We start from the raw sequence: 16,561 nt of genomic DNA, 5'->3' as shown, positions 1-16,561 counted from the left end.
TTCGCTACTCCGCTGCTTTGGAAAGGGCCTGCACGTGCAGCAAGCCATTGTCATCGATGATGATTGGTTCGGGGTCCATCACGTGGCCGACAAAGTCACCGCCGTCGGGGCGGTCCGCAAATCCAAGGATCACAAGGCCATCGCCCGTATCCACGATCCGCGCGGCATAGCGGCGTGGCGGCAATGCCCCGTCAAGGAATTCAGGTGCGATCCGCCAAGGGCCGCGCGGGCTGTCGCCGATCAGGTAGTGGTTACCAGTAACAGGTCCGCCCGTGGTCGCAGCGGCCTGATCTTTCGAGAAATGCTCGGCTGCGGTGCAGAACAGGCAATACCATTGGCCATCCACTTCGAACACCTGAGGCACTTCAAGCTGGCCATATCCACCAGTGAAAACAGGGGGTCGCAGCGTCCACTCGAAACCGTCGGGCGAGGTCGCAAAGCCGATATTACCACCTGCGTTGGGTTCTTCGATCCCGGCAGTGCGGGCAGTGAAAAACATCAGCCAGCCATCGCCGTCAGGGTCGCGCATGACCCAAGGGTCGCGCATGGCACGGTCGTGCCACAGGCTGTCTTCCATGCGCACTTCGTAATGGTGTGCGTTCGGCCCCTCAAGATCGAGGATCAGGCCATTGCCGACCCGCTTCCAGTTGTGCAGATCGTGGGACACCGCGTGGCCGATGCGCTGATACATGCCATCTTCGGCCTTGCATGCGCCTGTATAATAAAGGTGCCACTGGTCATCATCGCCACGCACAACCGATCCGGTCCAAGTGGTATAATCATCCCACGCGGGTCCTTCTGACGGGCGGAAGCATTCACCCAGATGGGTCCAGTTTGTCAGGTCGGTGCTGGTCGCATGACCATAGCTGACGTTGAAGTGGCGCAGGTCTGGATCGCCAATCGCGCGCGGCGCCTTGAGGAAATATCCATGCCACAGGTCGTCATCGCGGACATACCAGCTGTCCCAGACAAAGTGTTTATCAAGTGCGAGGACCATCGTTCAGCCTTTCACGCCGGTTGAGGCAATCGACGCGATAAACGCGCGTTGCAGTATCAGATAGAAGGCCAGAACCGGCACCGTGATGACGGTCAGATAGGCCATGATTTCACCCCAAGCAGGGTTAAGTTGGAAGTAGTAGCCGAGGCCAACCATGACCGGGCGGAACTCTTCTTGTTGCACCACGATCAGGGGCCAGAGGTATTGGTTATACATCACCAGAAACTTGAGGATCGCCGCCGTCGCCAGCACAGGGCCGGCAAGGGGCATGACAACGCGGCGATAAATCTGCCACCAGCTTGCACCTTCGACGCGGCTTGCCTCGATCAATTCGTTTGGCAGATCGCGGAAATATTGCACGAACAAAAAGATCGTCAGCCCGTCGGCGATCCACGGAATGATCTGCACGCGGTAAGAGTTAAGCCAGCCGATCTCGAACCCCTCAAGCCCGATCCAGGGCAGTTTGGACACGATCAGCAACAGCGGAATGGCGATGGTTTCAAACGGGATGATCAGCGTAGCAAGGATGATCGACAGCAGCACGCCGCGCCCTTTCCACTCCAGAAACACGAATGAAAACGCACAGAGCGAACACAAGAACAGCGACAGCAGCACCGTTGCCCCCGTCACGAAAACCGAGTTGAACACGAACAAGGCCACCGGCGCGCGATCAAAGGCCGCCGCGTAGTTGTTAAAACTGACATCCCCCACGGGCAGGAAAGCGCGCAGGCTGCCGGTGTCGGACAATAGCTGGAAATCGGGCTTGAGGCTCGACACCACCATGAACACCAGCGGGAAGATAAAGATCAGCGCGATCAGGGTCAGAACCCCATAGCGCACGGCCAGTCGCAAGCCGCGATTGTCTGCATTGACGGTCGCCATTTTACCGCTCCCTCGTGAGGTATCGCTGGATCAGCGAAATTGTCAGAACGATCAGGAACAGGATCACGCTAATGGTGGACCCGCCGGAAATGTCCTGCTTGCCATAGCCGCGTTCGACGGCCTGAAAGACGACCGTTTGCGTGCTATCAAGCGGTCCACCGTTGGTCATCACGTCGATCTGCGCGAACAGGGCAAAGGCCTGCATGGTGATCACGATCAGCACCAGCACGGCGGTGTTGCGCAGCCCGGGCCAAGTGACATAGCGGAAGGTCTGCCATTTGCTTGACCCTTCAATCTCGGCGGCCTCGTAAAGGGTCGGGCTGATAGTCTGCAGCCCTGACAGCCAGATCACCATGTGAAACCCGACGGCCTGCCAGATCGACATCGCCATGATCGCACCAAGTGCGGTATCGGGTGAACCCAGCCAGTCGCGCCCTTCAAAAGCGCCAAAGGTGATCCCGCTTAAAAGATTGTTCAACAAGCCGTCGTTGCCATCGTAAATGAACCGCCACAGCAGTGAGACAACGACGATGGAAACCACAACGGGCATGAAATAGATCGCGCGGTAGATGTTGATGCCGCGCAGGCGCTGGTTGATCAGCAGGGCAAGGCCCAGTGCAAGGCCGCCCTGCACCGGTGCCACCACCAGCACAAACATCAGCGTATTCGTCAGGGCGATCCAGAACACCACGTCCTTGGCGATCACCACTTTGGCGTTGTCACCGCTGTGCCAGCGGAACCATTCGCGCATCCCTTGATACTGCGGCGCTTCGGGGTTGTTGCGGGTGATTGTGCGCACGCGCGGGTATTCAATCTGGCCATCGCTATCGCGCAGGATCGTGCCCGCGCCGTCGCGTTCTGGTTCAATGGTGATCACCGTGATCGACAGCAGGTTCCGGTAATTGGCAAGGCCGACATATTCAGTCGGGTTGGGCGAAATCAGGCGCTGGTTGGTCAGCGACAACCCAAAGGCAAAGAAGAACGGCATGACGATAAAGGTCGCGATCAGGGCGAACCCCGGTAACGCAAAGGCCCAGCCTGCCTTGTTCGATGTGGTGAGTTTGGAAGCCATCGGGTGCAGCCCTTCGCCAGCGAATTCCGTGAAACCAGGTTTGGTCTTGGTCAAGAAGTCGGCGCCCCGGCCATGAACCGGGACGCCGTGGGAGAGGCCTAGTTGTGGCCGTAACCGCTGTTGCGTTCGATGTCGGTGTCGATTTCATCGACGGCCGCGTCCAGCGTGTCAGCTACGTCTGCGCCATTGGCGATATCGGCCAGTGCCTTTTCAAACACCTTGGCCGCAACCACGTAACCGGGCGAAACCGGCCGCACGAGCGCCTGTTCCGCGCTCAGCGCGAAGTAGACGTTCAGCGGGCCACCTTCGGCGTAGTTGGTTGTCATCGCAGCTGCGCCTGTTGTGGACGGGATCAGGCCAATGCCATCCGAGAAGGCCGCCAGATACTTGTCCTGCAACGCGAATTCGATAAACGCATTTGCACCTTCGGCGTTTTCGGATGTGCCGGACACACCGAACTGCCAGGAACCGGCACCGATTGTGGATCCGTTGCCAAAGTCGGGTGCGGGCAGGAACAGAACGTCATCGACGCCACCGTCCATGGTTGCGACAGCCGCCCAGTTACCGTTCCACTGGAAGCAATATTTGCCATCGATGAAACCGGTATCACGGTCGGCAGGGTCCTGGCTCGTGCCGGGTGCGTAACCTTCGGTGAACAGGCTTTGCCACCATTCGCCGAATGCGATGGCTTCATCGCCGTTCAGGGCGCCTTCGGCTGTCATGTATGTCGAACGGTCAACGATGTCGCCGCCAAAGGACTGCAGGAACGGGCTGAAGGCATAAGGATACCATTCGCCTGTCCACGCCATGCCGGGGTCGAATGCGTATTCGCAAAGACCCGATGCCTTGGCAGCTTCAAGGGCTGCCATGAATTCATCGCCCGACCATGGATTATCAAGGGTCGGTGTGCGCAGGCCAAGTTCGTCCAGCGTGGACTGGCGTGCATAAAGCGACACAGCCGCATCCCAAAGACCAACCGAATACAGCTCTCCGTCCCAGCGGCCAATCGTGCCGGGCAGGAAGTCGGCAATCACGCTTTCGTCGATGTTGAGTGGCTGCATGTATCCGGCCCACGCCCAATTGGGCATGACGGGGCCATCAACGTCGATGATGTCAGGCAGGTTTCCGGCGAGCGCGGCGGCAACGATGGAATCGTTGTAGCTGCCCTGTGGAAAGGACTCGAGCGTGACGTTATAATCAGCGTTGGCTTCGTTAAAATCAGCGACGATCTGGTTGATAATATCGCTTTCAACCTGGTTGCCACCGCCATGGTACCACATGGTCAGTTCGGTCTGGGCTGCGGCAGCGCCTGCCCAGCCAAGTGTTGCCGCGACTGCGGCTGCGATCATTGGATTATATTTCATCTCGTATTCCTCCCGAGTGATGAAAGTTGCGTAATTGGAGTTGGTCGTGTCAGCACCGAGTTGCCCCAGTGCAGCGGACCACTGACAAGCAGCGGTTCGTTTGACGGGGCATCCTCGCCCCGGATAAGCGCCGCAAGAATCTGCGCCGCGCGCACCCCCATGGCTGCATAGGGCAGCTCGACAGAGGTAAGTGTTGGATAAAGGGATTCCGTGATCAGGCGATGGTTGTCATAGCCTGCCACCGAAAGCTCGTCGGGCAGGGATATCCCGCGCGAACGCAAGATACCGTAGGCGCGCATCGCCATCCGGTCATTGCCAAAACAAATTACCGTGGGGCGATCGGCCAGTTTCAAAACCCGGTCAATCGCGTCCCACAGCAACTGCACTTCGGCGTCGATGTCGCTGCTGTCAAGATCGGCGGGAATGATCAGCGCCGGATCAACCCCAAGCCCGGCATCTTGCAAGGCATCGCAATATCCGGCGGTGCGCAAACGCGTTGCATCAAGGGTTTCGTTCAGGCTGATATAGGCGATACGGTGGTGCCCCTTGGCGATCAGCGCCTGCACCAGCATCTTTTGACCTTCGTAGTCATTGGGCAAAACGGCAGGCGTGCCGCGGTCATCATAGCAGTTGGCCAGCACCAGCTTTGTGTCGGTCATCATCGGTGGCAGCGCGACCTTCTTGTGGTGCTCGGCCACGTAGATGATGCCCTCTACGCGGTGTTCCTCGAAGGTGCGCATCAGGCCCGGCACCCGGTCCATCCGCCCGCCTGTATCGGAAATCAACAAGGTTTTGCCACTTGCCTCAAGCGCCTTCTGGATACCCTGAACGATGAACAAGTCGGGCAAGCCCGCCGTATCCGTCTGTTGCGGTGACAGCGAAATCGCACCCGTGATCAGCCCCACAAGACCCGATTTGTTGGATCGCATCGCACGCGCGGCAATCGAGGGCACGTAGCCAAGTTGCTTGATCGCGGCCTGCACGGCCTTGCGGGTTTTTTCCCCGACAGGGGCATCGCCATTCAGCACGCGGCTGACAGTTTTGGGCGACACATTCGCCACCTTGGCAACATCATATATCGTGGCCATCGATCCCCCCTTATGACCCCGGTTGCCCCTTGTAGCGGGGTTGTGACATCGGTGTCATGACATCGGTGTCATATCTCGCCATTCCCGAATCGTCAAACCTGATTTTCCGCTGCATTGCAGCATCTTAGTGGGAAATCGGCGCGATCAGGTCGGGGCCGGTGGCGCGGTTGGAGTTCACCGCTGGATCAACCCGATGAAAAACAAGCGCATTTTCTGGCGCCGCCACCATCAGCCTGGCCGCGCCCTTGCCTGCCTCGCCCAGCCACAAAGGCCAGTCATCAGGCGACAGGATCACCGGCATACGGTGATGCACCTGCCCCATAGTTTCATTCGCGCCCGTTGTCACGATCGCGCAGGTCGTCAGCGGTTCATCGCCCTTGTCCCAGTCCTGCCAGACACCCGCAAAGACCAGCGGCGCACCATCCGCGCGGGTGATATACCACGGCAGGCGCGCGTCATCGGGCGTCTTGGTCCATTCATAAAAGCCGCTGACGGGGATCAGGCAGCGCCGTTCGCGCGCAGCGCTGCGAAAGGCCGGCTTTTCGGCAATGGTTTCGGCGCGTGCGTTGATCAACAGCGGACCGTCATTGGGTTTCTTATACCAATGGGGGATGAACCCCCAGCGCATGGGGCGCAACCTGCGCAGCCCCTCGTCGGCGGTGACGGTTGCGACCTGCACCGTGGGGCAGACATTGTAATTGGGCACCGGCGGCAGATCGTTGGCGGGGGTTGCCGCGAACATCTGTGCCATCGCATCATGAGGCAGCGTCGTCGCCATTCTTCCGCACATGTTCGCCCTCCCACTTGCATTTGCGCCCGATTGCGGCCCTTAGTATCAAAAGCCAAACCGCCGGAGAACGCAATGAAAGCACCCCTGATTGCCGCCCTTAGCCTTAGCGCCAGTGTTGCCCATGCCCAGGGCGCGCAAGACATCTATGACGCCAGTTTTCTTGGGGCATATGCCCTTGGAACCACCTGTGCGGGTCAGGAATTGCAGGTTGATCTGATGGCGGACAAAATCGGGATCGGCGAAACGAAATGCGCGATATCCGGGGTGCTGACAGACGGTGTCGGGATCATCCTTGATCTTGCCTCCTGCAATGCCGAGGGCGAACCCGCCGAGGACCGCCGCGTCACGCTGACACTGACCGAGGGCGGGTTGACGTATGACAGCACCGCAACGGGCGTGACCCAATTGCAGCGGTGCACAGACCGCTAAGCGCTGCAAAACCATAGTCGCAACGAAAAAGGGCGCGCCATTGGCACGCCCTTTCACCGGTCACTGTGACCTTTATTTCATCGTGATACGGCCATCGGTATAAGGCATGTAGTCGCCCTGCGCGGCCATGTATTCGGCAACGACGTCCGCCACATCAGGGCCAAAGTCATAGACGTTGTCGGCATCCACGAACATGGAATAGCCGTCACCGCCGTTGCGCACAAAGTTGTTGGACACAACGCCATAAGTCGCTGCAGGGTCAACCGGCGCACCGCCAACCATGACATCGCTGATCCGGCTGCCCGGATCCATCGACAGGTCAACCGCAAAGGTCATGCCCGCCACCTGCGGAAAGCGGCCCGACCCTTCTTCGTGCTGGCTGGCGCCGTTTTCCAATGCATCCAGCAAGTCCTGCCCGCTGATAAAGAACGTGGACAGGGTGTTCTGGAACGGCAGCACGGTCAGCACTTCGCCCATCGTCACCTCGCCTGCGTCGATGCTGGCGCGCAAACCGCCCGAGTTGGCAAAAGCGATCTGAATGCCCTGATCTGCCACACGGGCCAGCATGGCATCGGCCACAAGGTTGCCCATCGGGCATTCCATTGCGCGGCACACAGAGCGGTCACCTTCGATGGCTTCGCCGGCCTGCGCCACAACCTTGTTGCGGATTTCGTCCAGCGGCACGGCCAGTTCGGCGATGCGTGCAACTGCCGCCTCGTCCTCGGCAACGGTGCCGTCGATCAGCAGCGGCTGGCCGCTGGCTTCGGTGATGACACCATCATCGTCAAAAGTGACGTTCAACTCGCCAAGGAACTTGCCGTAGGCATAGGCCTGCACGATCGCGGTATCACCGACCATCGTGGGATAGGCACCAGCCGCGCCGTCCATATCGCCCAGCAGGGTGTTGGTATGCCCGCCGACAATAACGTCAACTCCAGTGGTGTTGGCCGCAACCGTTTGGTCAACTCCATAGCCCGAGTGGGACAGCACGATGATCTTGTTCACGCCTGCCTCGGTCAGTTTGTCGACCTCGGCCTGCACGGCCCCGCTGGGATCGGTAAAGATCACGTTGGGGCCGGGGCTGGCCAGTTCATCGGTGTTTTGCGGTGTCAGGCCGATCAGCCCGATCTGTTCACCGCCCCGTTCGATGACGGTGGATTTCAGCAGCGTGTCAGCCAGCAGTTCCTCGCCGGAAAAGTCGGCGTTGGACATCAGCACCGGAAAATCGACCGTATCAATGAAGCCGCGCAGCACTTCGGGGCCATCGTCGAATTCGTGGTTGCCCACGGTCATCGCGTCATAGCCAAGCTGGTTCATGAATTCGGCCGCCATCGCGCCCTTGTAATAGGTATAGAACAGCGTGCCCTGAAACTGGTCGCCGCCATCCACAAGAATCGCGTTGTTTGTGCGCGCGCGGGCCTCGGCCACGGCCGTGACCAGACGCGCCGTGCCGCCGAAACATTCGCCGGCTTCATTGTCCTCGGCGGAACAGCCGGAATCGTATTTGCTGATCGGCTCGAAGCGCGCGTGAAAGTCGTTGGTGTGCAGAATCGTCAGCGAGTAGTCGGCAGATGCCGCCCCCGCCGTGAGCGCCAAAGCACAGGTGGATGTGAAAATACGAGCAAGCATAGGTGGAACCCCCTTATTGATATGTCGGTAGCTTGGCCAGAACGCAGGGCAGAGTCAAAGCCTTCGCACGAGGATGGCGTAACGTCGCTTTGTTACAGCTTTGCAACCTTGACCCGCGCGCGCGTTGGCGGCATGTGATTGCCATGTTGATTTATAAAATTCTGACGGCCGATCAATGGGCCGCATGGCAGGCGTCGGGCACCTTTACCGGCGCGCCGATTGATCTGGCCGATGGCTATATTCACACCTCGACCGCGCAACAGGCGCAGGAAACCGCGGACAAGCATTTCGCGGGGCAGGATGGATTGGTGCTGGCCGCATTGGACGCAGATCATTTCGGTGATGCCTTGAAATGGGAGGTGTCGCGCGGCGGCGCCCTGTTCCCGCATATCTTTCGGCCCATTGCTCTGGCCGAAGTGGTCTGGGCGCGCCCGATGCCATTGGTGGATGGCAAGCATCAGTTAGATTTCGGATGAGGGTTCTGGAAAACATCGGGCTGCGCGCCCTGCGCAGCTTTGATCCCGAACGCGCGCATGGGCTGGCGCTGCGCGCGCTGAACTCCGGATTGGGACCGCGCGGCGGGCCTGTGACGTCAAAGCGCCTTGCCACCGAACTGGCCGGGCTGACCCTGCCCAATCCCGTGGGCCTTGCCGCCGGTTTCGACAAGAACGCCACTGCCCTGCACGCCCTTGCCCGCACCGGTTTCGGGTTCCTCGAGGTCGGTGCCGCCACCCCGCGCCCGCAGGAAGGCAACCCGAAACCGCGCCTGTTTCGCCTGACCGAGGACCGCGCGGCGATCAACCGTTTCGGGTTCAACAACGCGGGGATGGAACCGATTGCGCAGCGATTGGCGCAACGCCCTGCCACTGCCGTGATCGGCCTGAACCTCGGGGCGAACAAGGACAGCGCCGACCGCGCGGCGGATTTCGCCCGTGTGCTGGCCCATTGTGGCCCGCATGTTGATTTCGCAACTGTGAATGTATCCAGCCCCAACACCGAAAAGCTGCGTGATTTGCAGGGCAAGGCCGCGCTCGCCGCCCTGCTGGACGGGGTGATGGCGGCCAATGCGGCGGGCGTGCCGGTCTTCCTGAAAATCGCGCCGGATCTGAACGGCGATGAACTGGCCGAAGTTGCCGAAGTGGCGAACGCATCGGGCCTGTCGGCCATCATTGCCACCAACACCACCTTGTCGCGGGACGGCCTTGCCAGCGCACATCGCGATCAGGCGGGCGGGCTGTCGGGCCAGCCGTTGTTTGTAAAATCCACGCAGGTGCTGGCGCAGCTTTCGACACTGACCACCCTGCCCCTGATCGGGGTTGGCGGGGTTGGCAGCGCCGCGCAGGCCTATGCGAAAATCCGTGCGGGTGCATCTGCGGTGCAGCTTTATACGGCGCTGGTTTATGGTGGCATCAGCCTTGCCAATGATATCGCGCAGGGATTGGATGACCTGTTGGCGCGCGACGGGTTTGCAAATGTCGCAGATGCAGTGGGGACGGACAAGGGAGCATGGCTATGATCCTCTGGCACAACCCGCGGTGCAGCAAATCGCGCCAGACTTTGGCACTGCTGGCCGCGCAAGACCCCGATGTGCGGCTATATTTGCAGGATGCGCCCACCTTGTCGGAACTGACACAGGTTGCCACCCTTTTGGGCGGCCCACGCGCGATGATCCGCAAGGGCGAAGCGGTGTATAAGGAACTGGGGCTGAAAGACGCAGATGATGCCGCCCTTCTGGCCGCGATGGCGGCGCATCCGATCCTGATCGAGCGCCCGATTCTGCTGGCCAACGGAAGGGCTGCTTTGGGCCGTCCGCCGGAAAACGTGCTGACGATCCTTTAGCGCCCGACAGATGCTTCAAGCGCCCGATAGCGCCAGCCCAGCGTCAGCCCCCGCGCGACGAAACTGACCAGAAACCCGACCCAAAGCCCGTGATTGCCCATGACGGGCATCAACACCAGAACAGCGGCGAAATAGATCGCCGCCGATACGGCCATCATGTTGCGCATGTCGGCCGTGCGGGTCGCGCCGATGAATATCCCGTCGAGCATCCACGCCGCCGCCCCAAGGATCGGCGCAAGGACCATATAGGGCAGATAGTCGCGCGCAACCGTGCGGACCTCGGGCGCGGTTGTCATGATGTCGATGATCTGCCCGCCCGCGACCACAAAGACCGCTGCGAGTAAGGCACCCACGCCAAACCCCCAGATGCTGGTCAACAGGGCCGCGCGGCGCAGGGCTGCACGCCGCCCTGCCCCCAATGCCTGCCCGACAAGGGTTTCGGCAGAAAACGCCAGTCCGTCCATCGCATAGGCAGTGATGTTCAGGAACAGCAGCAAGATGTGATTGGCCGCCAGCGTGACATCGCCAAAGCGCGCACCAAAGAACAGGAAGCTTACAAAAATCGCCTGCAACATCAGCGAACGCAGCAGGATATCGCTGTTCACCTGTGCAAAACGGCGCAGTTTCGCGGGGTCTGTAACGCGGGACCAGTCCCGCCACGCCGGTGACTGAAAAGCCGCGCGGCAGAACCAGAGGCCCAAGCCCGCCCCGCTCCATTCAGCGATCAAGGTCGCCAGTGCCACCCCTTCGACCCCCCAGTTCAACCCCAAAACAAACCATATATCCAGCACGATATTCAGCCCGTTCATCCAGAGCTGGATCACCAGCACCGCGCGGGTGCGTTCGGCGGCGATCAACCAGCCGGTGATCGCGTAGATTGAAATCAGCGCGGGCGCCGACCAGACGCGGATGCCCATGTAACTGCGGGCTAGCCCCTCGACCTCGGCGCTGGCGGGTGACACAAGGAAAGACACCCAGAACAGCGGGCGTTGCAGCACGATGATCGCAAGGCCCGCCAAAAGCGCAATGCCCAGCGCGCGCGACAGGATCGCGGCCCCTTCGGCCAGATCGCCGCGGCCCAGCGCCTGACTGGCAAAGCCGGTCGTGCCCATGCGCAGGAACCCGAATACCCAGTAAAGCGCCGTGAGAATGATTGCGCCGATGCCCACGGCCCCGATTGGTGCCGCCAGCCCCATTTGCCCGACAACGGCCGTATCGACTGTCCCAAGGATCGGTACGGTGGCGTTGGACAACACAATCGGCACGGCAATATTGAGCACGCGCCGGTGGGTCAGTTGCGCAGCGTCAGCCATCCCGCGCGGGCATCAGAAAATGACCAGTCGCCTGGGCAAACAGGCGGGTGCGATTGTCCTGCCATGCTTCGACGTGGACGCTGGCATAGCGGCGCCCGGACCGGTTGACGCGGGCGCGGGCATAGGCATCGCGCGGCAGACCCGTGCGCAGGTAATCCACGGTCAGGTCGATGGTTTTGGGCATGCGCGGTTTGCGCTTGGTGTCGATCTGGAAATCCGCCGACTGCGCGCCCTCCATATCCTCCCACAGCATTGCCCAGCTAAGTTCGATGATCGCCGTGGTTTCCAGAAAGGCCGCCGTGACACCCCCATGCAGCGCAGGCAACATCGGGTTGCCGATCAGCTTGTCCGCATAGGGCAGCACCGCCGTAAGCTCATCGCCGCGCCGGTCAAATTCGATCCCCAGGAACCGGATATAGGGCACGCCAAGCACAAGGCTTTGCAGGGCGGCATCGCGGCGCTGTTTCACGATCTGGACCGGTTCGGGGCGCTTCATGGCTTTCTCCTGAAAGGGGCGTGGGTCAAGACCCACGTTACAGGACGGCAGGTAAGGTGGGTTTCAACCCACGCGCGTCCGTTCATTTCGTGCGTTCCAGCGTAAAGGCACCTGTGGCAGTTGCCACGGGGCGGCTGGTGTCTTCATCGGTTGCAGTCGCACGGACAAAAGCGACCGAGCGCGTCACATGATAACACTCTGCCGTTGCCGTGATTGTCTGACCCGGCGTTGCGGGGCGCATGTAGTCAATCCGCAGGTCAAGCGTGGCCGTGCCGATGGGCGCGCAGGGGTGCACCATCACCGCCGCCCCGCCACAGGTATCCATCAGCGCCGACACCGCCCCGCCATGGATCACGCCGGTTTCAGGATCGCCGATCAGGTGGTCAGCATAGCCCATACTGATCGCCGCCTTTCCGTCCGCGATATCGGTGAGTGACATGCCAAGCGCGTGCGAATGGGGGATCGCCTCGATGAACTGGCGGGCCAGCTTTCTGCGCTTTGCTTGTGCGTCTGTGTCACTCTTGTCAGTCATGATCTCTCCGCTGGTTTGGCGGCAATTTCGCACTTGTCGCGGCGCGCGCAAGTGCTATATCAGAGAATGAGAATAATTCTCAATTACAAAAGGCCCGGCATGCACGCTACAACAGACATCACCCAACCCCATGTTGGCACCCGCTTTCCGTTCGGGCAATTCCGCCCGCGCCGGTTGTTGGTGGCGCTTGCGTTTCTCGCGCTTGCACTGATGCCCGGTGGCCTTGGCGCGCTGACACGTGAACTGATGGTTGATGCCTATACGCAGGTGTCGGCCTTTGTGGCGGCGACATTGATCCTGTTTTACGGGGCTGAACGGGCGTTCAAGTTCGATATCGGCAACGCCCTGCGCAATGCAAAGGGCTGGCAGGTGCCATTGGCTGCGCTGTTGGGCTCCACACCCGGTTGTGGCGGTGCCGTTATCGTGGTTGCGGCCTATTCATCGGGCAATGTCGGTTTTGGCGCAGTTGTCGCAACACTCACTGCAACCATGGGCGATGCGGCATTCCTGTTGATCGCAACACGCCCGGATGCCGCGCTTGTGGTGTTGCCCCTGTCGTTTGTCGTTGGCGTTTTGTCCGGCTGGATCGTCGATGCGGTATCGGGTGATAGCATGGCGGCAGATACGTCCAAACACTGCGAACTCGCCCCGCGGATCGGCGCGACGCGGCGGCGCGATTATGCCTTTGCGCTGATCGCCCTGCCCGGTTTGATCATCGGTGGGGCACAATTAGGCGGTGTCGATGTGCGCGCCGTCTTTGGCCCGTCGATGGAAGTCGTCGGCCTTGTCGGCACGGCCGTCGGACTGTTCATCTGGTCCACATCGAAACTGACGGCCATGACAAATGCCAGCGACACACCCGTTACGCGCATGGCCGAAGAAACGGCGTTTATCTCGGTCTGGGTGATCAGTGCCTATCTGGCCTATGACTATCTAGCGGCCTATGCGGGCCTTGATCTTGAGGCGATGTTCAGCTCAGTCGCGCCATTGCTGCCGTTGATTGCCGTCCTGATCGGCTTTGTGCCGGGATGCGGGCCACAGGTGCTGGTGGCGACACTTTATATCAACGGGCTGATCCCTTTTGCGGCGCTGATCGGCAACGCGATTTCCAACGATGGCGATGCCCTGTTCCCCGCGATCGCGCTCAACCCCAAGGCCGCCATCTGGGCCACTCTTTATTCGGCAGTGCCCGCCCTGATCGTCGCTTACGGGTTTTATTTCCTGGCGCCCGGCTTCATGAATTAGTGACTGCAATCGCAGTTGCCCCAACGCCCCTCACCGCTTACAATTGCGCCGAGGGAGACCGCGATGCCTGAGACCCGCCTCAACTTCAAGGACATGTGCGCCAAGTTCGACGTGACGCCGCGCACCCTGCGGTATTACGAATACATCGAACTTTTAACGCCGGATCGCGAAGGGCGTGCACGGTTCTATGGCCCCCGCGAAATGGCGCGTATGACGCTGATCCTGCGTGGACGGCGGTTTGGATTTGCGCTTGAAGACATTCGCCAGTGGCTGCTGATCTATGAGCACGAAGGCACCGAGGCGCAGATGCGCGCATGGCTGGAACTGGCCGACAAACAGCTTGCCGAACTGACCGAACAGCAAAACCAGATCGAAGAAGCCATTACCGAATTACAAGCGCTGCGCGATGAAACCGCGGCGACTGTCGGTTAGCGGTGCAGGCGACTCGCAAGGCCAATTACCAGGAAAACAAGGGTTGCGGGGAACGATTTGCGGTTCCTCCCCGTTAGAAAATTGCGCGTCACCCGACGAAACCTTGCCTGACCTTTCGTAACGCGGGAAGTGACGCCGCGTTACGTTTACGTTTACGTCAGCTTTGCTTGTAAGGTGATCCGCAACACCGCAATTCACTGGCACAACGTTTTGCCAGAGGAAACCACATGACCGAACAGACAATGACCATCCGCGAGATGTGCGAAGCCTATGATGTAACACCGCGCACCCTGCGATTCTACGAATCCAAGGAACTGCTGTTCCCGATCCGCGAGGGCCAGAAGCGCCTTTTCACGAAACGCGACCGCGCGCGCCTCAAACTGATCCTGCGCGGCAAGCGCTTTGGTTTCAGCCTCGAGGAAATCCGCCAGTTGCTTGATCTTTACGACATGGGCGACCAGCAGGCCACGCAACTGGCCAAGACATACGAGTTGGCTGAAAAGCACCTCGCCGACATGGAAGCCCAAAAGGCCGAGTTGGACGAAGCGATCAGCGAACTCAAAAGCCAGATGTCCTGGGGCAAGGCGCAACTTGCCAAACTCGGGGCCAAATCAAACGCCGCATAGCGAACCTTTCGGAGAAACGACACATGCCAAGCTACACAGCCCCCACCAAAGACATGCAATTCATCCTGCACGATGTGTTGAAGGTGTCCCAACAAGACATCCCCGGCTTTGACGAGCTGGACCGTGACTTTACCGGTGCGGTGCTGGAAGAAGCAGGCAAGGTGGCGTCCGAAGTGCTCGCGCCGCTGAATGTGGTGGGCGACACCGAAGGCTGCGTGCTGGAAAACGGCGTGGTCCGCACGCCAAAGGGTTTCAAAGAAGCCTTTGCGCAAATGAAAGACGGCGGCTGGACGGCAATGGACCTTGATCCGGACTATGGCGGGCAAGGCTTGCCATACGTCATGCACACGGCGGCGCAGGAACCTTTTGTGTCCGCCAACATGGCCTTTAACATGTATCAGGGGCTGACCCACGGCGCGGTCACGGCGATCCAGTTCCACGGGTCTGACGACCAAAAGGCGACATATCTGCCCAAAATGATCTCGTGCGAATGGACCGGTACGATGAACCTGACCGAACCGCATTGCGGCACGGATCTGGGGCTGATGCGCACCAAGGCGGAACCGCAGGACGACGGGTCATATGCGGTGACGGGCCAAAAGATCTTCATCTCGGCCGGCGATCACGATTTGGCGGACAATATCATCCACCTCGTGCTGGCGAAAATCCCCGGCGGCCCCGAAGGGATCAAGGGCGTGTCGCTGTTTATCGTGCCCAAGTTTCTGGTGAACAAAGACGGTTCGCTGGGTGATCGCAACGGTGTCAGCGTCGGCAAGATCGAGGAAAAGATGGGCATCCACGGCAATTCGACCTGTGTGATGAACTATGACGGGGCCACCGGCTATTTGATCGGCGACGAACACAAAGGCATGCGCGCCATGTTCACGATGATGAACGAAGCGCGTCTGGGCGTTGGCCTGCAAGGCTATGCGCAATCCGAAGTTGCCTATCAAAACGCCGTTGCCTATGCCAACGACCGCCTGCAAGGGCGCGCGGTGACCGGGGCGGAAAACCCCGATGGCCCGGCCGATCCGTTGATGGTGCACCCCGATATTCGCCGCAACCTGATGGATCAGAAATCATTCAACGAAGGCGCGCGCGCGTTCACATACTGGGGTGCCTACCTGATTGATCGTGCCCACAAGAACGGTGACGAAGACGCGGACGGGCTGATTTCGCTGATGACACCGGTGATCAAGGGCTTCCAGACCGACAAAGGCTTTGAATACGCCGTTGCCGCGCAGCAGGTCTATGGCGGGCACGGCTATATCGAGGAATGGGGCATGTCGCAGTTCGCTCGCGATGCCCGGATCGCGATGATCTACGAGGGCGCGAACGGTGTGCAGGCACTCGACCTTGTGGGGCGCAAGCTGGCACAGGACGGCGGCAAGCACGTCATGGCGTTCTTCGAGATGATCAAGACGTTTATCGCCGAGAATAAGGGCGACGACGCATACGAGCGTGACTTCCTCAACCCGCTCAAAGCGGCTTCAAAAGACCTGCAAGCGGCGGGAATGTATTTCATGCAAAACGGCATGAAAAACCCCAACAATGCTTTGGCCGGATCTTATGACTTCATGCACATGATGGGTCATGTCTGCCTTGGCTTGATGTGGGCCCGTATGGGCAAGGCGGCGATGGATGCTTTGGCCAGCGGCGCGGATGATACGGCGTTCTATGAAACCAAAATCGCCACGGGGCGGTATTACATGGCGCGCCAACTGCCCGCGACCGCGCTGCATCTGGCCCGCATCAACACCGGTGCCGACACCGTGATGGCCCTGGAGGCTGCGAACTTTTAAGGTTGGCGGGACACGTCCCGCCCTA

18 protein-coding genes are annotated in these 16,561 nt (G+C 60.1%); 8 read left to right on the top strand and 10 right to left on the bottom strand.

Translation table 11 applies throughout. The features are described from left to right. Nucleotides 1–4 precede the first annotated feature (4 nt). The 6 genes from SJY21_RS14240 to SJY21_RS14215 all read right to left on the bottom strand — a co-directional run bounded on the left by SJY21_RS14240 (nucleotide 5) and on the right by SJY21_RS14215 (nucleotide 6,193). Complete coding sequence (locus tag SJY21_RS14240) at nucleotides 5–997, bottom strand: levansucrase (protein WP_377512082.1); 993 nt, start codon at nucleotides 995–997, stop codon at nucleotides 5–7. A gap of 3 nt (nucleotides 998–1,000) precedes the next feature. Further along, entirely contained in the window at nucleotides 1,001–1,879 is an 879-nt protein-coding gene (locus SJY21_RS14235) for a carbohydrate ABC transporter permease (protein ID WP_377512079.1), read from the bottom strand. A 1-nt stretch (nucleotide 1,880) separates the two neighbouring features. Next, the gene (locus SJY21_RS14230) at nucleotides 1,881–2,951 is read right to left on the bottom strand and encodes a carbohydrate ABC transporter permease (RefSeq protein ID WP_377512076.1); all 1,071 of its coding nucleotides are present in this window, start codon (nucleotides 2,949–2,951) and stop codon (nucleotides 1,881–1,883) included. Between the two features lie 98 nt (nucleotides 2,952–3,049). Next, nucleotides 3,050–4,315 carry an extracellular solute-binding protein gene (locus SJY21_RS14225; RefSeq protein ID WP_377512073.1) on the bottom strand — a complete coding sequence of 422 codons (1,266 nt, stop codon included), beginning with the start codon at nucleotides 4,313–4,315 and terminating at the stop codon, nucleotides 3,050–3,052. Beyond that, nucleotides 4,312–5,403: a LacI family DNA-binding transcriptional regulator gene (locus SJY21_RS14220; RefSeq protein ID WP_377512070.1), complete on the bottom strand. Its 1,092-nt coding sequence runs from the start codon at nucleotides 5,401–5,403 to the stop codon at nucleotides 4,312–4,314. Before SJY21_RS14220 ends, SJY21_RS14225 begins: the two co-directional genes overlap by 4 nt. 124 nt (nucleotides 5,404–5,527) lie before the next feature. Then, complete coding sequence (locus SJY21_RS14215) at nucleotides 5,528–6,193, bottom strand: SOS response-associated peptidase (protein ID WP_377512067.1); 666 nt, start codon at nucleotides 6,191–6,193, stop codon at nucleotides 5,528–5,530. A gap of 72 nt (nucleotides 6,194–6,265) precedes the next feature. On the opposite strand from SJY21_RS14215, the gene SJY21_RS14210 reads away from it, so the two are divergent. After that, complete coding sequence (locus tag SJY21_RS14210) at nucleotides 6,266–6,622, top strand: hypothetical protein (RefSeq protein WP_377512065.1); 357 nt, start codon at nucleotides 6,266–6,268, stop codon at nucleotides 6,620–6,622. 72 nt (nucleotides 6,623–6,694) lie between these two features. Here the strand turns inward: SJY21_RS14210 and SJY21_RS14205 are convergent, their stop codons facing one another. Further along, nucleotides 6,695–8,251, bottom strand: coding sequence for a bifunctional metallophosphatase/5'-nucleotidase (locus tag SJY21_RS14205; protein WP_377512062.1), 1,557 nt, complete (start codon nucleotides 8,249–8,251; stop codon nucleotides 6,695–6,697). A 143-nt stretch (nucleotides 8,252–8,394) separates the two neighbouring features. Between SJY21_RS14205 and SJY21_RS14200 the strand changes: the two genes are divergently transcribed. Genes SJY21_RS14200 through arsC form a run of 3 tightly spaced genes read left to right on the top strand, consistent with a single transcriptional unit; the run spans nucleotide 8,395 to nucleotide 10,090 of the window. Then, nucleotides 8,395–8,727, top strand: coding sequence for a DUF952 domain-containing protein (locus tag SJY21_RS14200; RefSeq protein ID WP_377512059.1), 333 nt, complete (start codon nucleotides 8,395–8,397; stop codon nucleotides 8,725–8,727). Continuing rightward, nucleotides 8,724–9,767: a quinone-dependent dihydroorotate dehydrogenase gene (locus tag SJY21_RS14195; RefSeq protein ID WP_377512056.1), complete on the top strand. Its 1,044-nt coding sequence runs from the start codon at nucleotides 8,724–8,726 to the stop codon at nucleotides 9,765–9,767. The genes SJY21_RS14200 and SJY21_RS14195 overlap by 4 nt, the downstream gene beginning before the upstream one ends. Continuing rightward, complete coding sequence (gene arsC, locus SJY21_RS14190; RefSeq protein ID WP_377512053.1) at nucleotides 9,764–10,090, top strand: arsenate reductase (glutaredoxin); 327 nt, start codon at nucleotides 9,764–9,766, stop codon at nucleotides 10,088–10,090. The genes SJY21_RS14195 and arsC overlap by 4 nt, the downstream gene beginning before the upstream one ends. On the opposite strand, the gene SJY21_RS14185 is transcribed toward arsC, so the two are convergent. From SJY21_RS14185 to SJY21_RS14175, 3 genes are all read right to left on the bottom strand, one after another. Next, nucleotides 10,087–11,403 carry an MATE family efflux transporter gene (locus tag SJY21_RS14185; RefSeq protein ID WP_377512050.1) on the bottom strand — a complete coding sequence of 439 codons (1,317 nt, stop codon included), beginning with the start codon at nucleotides 11,401–11,403 and terminating at the stop codon, nucleotides 10,087–10,089. The genes arsC and SJY21_RS14185 overlap by 4 nt on opposite strands. Further along, nucleotides 11,396–11,899 (bottom strand): PaaI family thioesterase, encoded by a 504-nt coding sequence (locus SJY21_RS14180; RefSeq protein WP_377512047.1) that lies wholly within the window; start codon nucleotides 11,897–11,899, stop codon nucleotides 11,396–11,398. The genes SJY21_RS14185 and SJY21_RS14180 overlap by 8 nt, the downstream gene beginning before the upstream one ends. Before the next feature lie 82 nt (nucleotides 11,900–11,981). Continuing rightward, nucleotides 11,982–12,431, bottom strand: a complete 450-nt coding sequence (locus tag SJY21_RS14175) for a PaaI family thioesterase (protein WP_377512044.1) — start codon at nucleotides 12,429–12,431, stop codon at nucleotides 11,982–11,984. Between the two features lie 99 nt (nucleotides 12,432–12,530). Here SJY21_RS14175 and SJY21_RS14170 point away from each other — a divergent pair, with 99 nt between their 5' ends. The 4 genes from SJY21_RS14170 (at nucleotide 12,531) to SJY21_RS14155 (ending at nucleotide 16,536) form a co-directional block, all read left to right on the top strand. Beyond that, entirely contained in the window at nucleotides 12,531–13,676 is a 1,146-nt protein-coding gene (locus SJY21_RS14170) for a putative manganese transporter (RefSeq protein ID WP_377512041.1), read from the top strand. Between the two features lie 63 nt (nucleotides 13,677–13,739). Next, the gene (locus SJY21_RS14165; protein ID WP_377512038.1) at nucleotides 13,740–14,108 is read left to right on the top strand and encodes a MerR family DNA-binding transcriptional regulator; all 369 of its coding nucleotides are present in this window, start codon (nucleotides 13,740–13,742) and stop codon (nucleotides 14,106–14,108) included. Nucleotides 14,109–14,335: 227 nt separating this feature from the next. Next, the gene (locus tag SJY21_RS14160) at nucleotides 14,336–14,734 is read left to right on the top strand and encodes a MerR family DNA-binding transcriptional regulator (RefSeq protein WP_377512035.1); all 399 of its coding nucleotides are present in this window, start codon (nucleotides 14,336–14,338) and stop codon (nucleotides 14,732–14,734) included. A 23-nt stretch (nucleotides 14,735–14,757) separates the two neighbouring features. Next, the gene (locus SJY21_RS14155) at nucleotides 14,758–16,536 is read left to right on the top strand and encodes an acyl-CoA dehydrogenase C-terminal domain-containing protein (RefSeq protein WP_377512032.1); all 1,779 of its coding nucleotides are present in this window, start codon (nucleotides 14,758–14,760) and stop codon (nucleotides 16,534–16,536) included. Nucleotides 16,537–16,561 lie beyond the last annotated feature (25 nt).

The organism is Octadecabacter sp. R77987, assembly GCF_042466115.1.
Lineage (GTDB): Bacteria > Pseudomonadota > Alphaproteobacteria > Rhodobacterales > Rhodobacteraceae > SW4.
Note: the sequence above shows the minus strand (reverse complement) of the source record. Positions and strands in the feature narration are given on the sequence as shown.

Coding starts and splice junctions, on each gene's coding strand:
- SJY21_RS14225 (WP_377512073.1), bottom strand. CDS start 4,315: ATGAAATATAATCCAATGATCGCAGCCGCAGTCGCGGCAACACTTGGC.
- SJY21_RS14175 (WP_377512044.1), bottom strand. CDS start 12,431: ATGACTGACAAGAGTGACACAGACGCACAAGCAAAGCGCAGAAAGCTG.
- SJY21_RS14210 (WP_377512065.1), top strand. CDS start 6,266: ATGAAAGCACCCCTGATTGCCGCCCTTAGCCTTAGCGCCAGTGTTGCC.
- SJY21_RS14230 (WP_377512076.1), bottom strand. CDS start 2,951: ATGGCTTCCAAACTCACCACATCGAACAAGGCAGGCTGGGCCTTTGCG.
- arsC (WP_377512053.1), top strand. CDS start 9,764: ATGATCCTCTGGCACAACCCGCGGTGCAGCAAATCGCGCCAGACTTTG.
- SJY21_RS14215 (WP_377512067.1), bottom strand. CDS start 6,193: ATGTGCGGAAGAATGGCGACGACGCTGCCTCATGATGCGATGGCACAG.
- SJY21_RS14165 (WP_377512038.1), top strand. CDS start 13,740: ATGCCTGAGACCCGCCTCAACTTCAAGGACATGTGCGCCAAGTTCGAC.
- SJY21_RS14195 (WP_377512056.1), top strand. CDS start 8,724: ATGAGGGTTCTGGAAAACATCGGGCTGCGCGCCCTGCGCAGCTTTGAT.
- SJY21_RS14220 (WP_377512070.1), bottom strand. CDS start 5,403: ATGGCCACGATATATGATGTTGCCAAGGTGGCGAATGTGTCGCCCAAA.
- SJY21_RS14155 (WP_377512032.1), top strand. CDS start 14,758: ATGCCAAGCTACACAGCCCCCACCAAAGACATGCAATTCATCCTGCAC.
- SJY21_RS14180 (WP_377512047.1), bottom strand. CDS start 11,899: ATGAAGCGCCCCGAACCGGTCCAGATCGTGAAACAGCGCCGCGATGCC.
- SJY21_RS14200 (WP_377512059.1), top strand. CDS start 8,395: ATGTTGATTTATAAAATTCTGACGGCCGATCAATGGGCCGCATGGCAG.
- SJY21_RS14240 (WP_377512082.1), bottom strand. CDS start 997: ATGGTCCTCGCACTTGATAAACACTTTGTCTGGGACAGCTGGTATGTC.
- SJY21_RS14170 (WP_377512041.1), top strand. CDS start 12,531: ATGCACGCTACAACAGACATCACCCAACCCCATGTTGGCACCCGCTTT.
- SJY21_RS14160 (WP_377512035.1), top strand. CDS start 14,336: ATGACCGAACAGACAATGACCATCCGCGAGATGTGCGAAGCCTATGAT.
- SJY21_RS14235 (WP_377512079.1), bottom strand. CDS start 1,879: ATGGCGACCGTCAATGCAGACAATCGCGGCTTGCGACTGGCCGTGCGC.
- SJY21_RS14185 (WP_377512050.1), bottom strand. CDS start 11,403: ATGGCTGACGCTGCGCAACTGACCCACCGGCGCGTGCTCAATATTGCC.
- SJY21_RS14205 (WP_377512062.1), bottom strand. CDS start 8,251: ATGCTTGCTCGTATTTTCACATCCACCTGTGCTTTGGCGCTCACGGCG.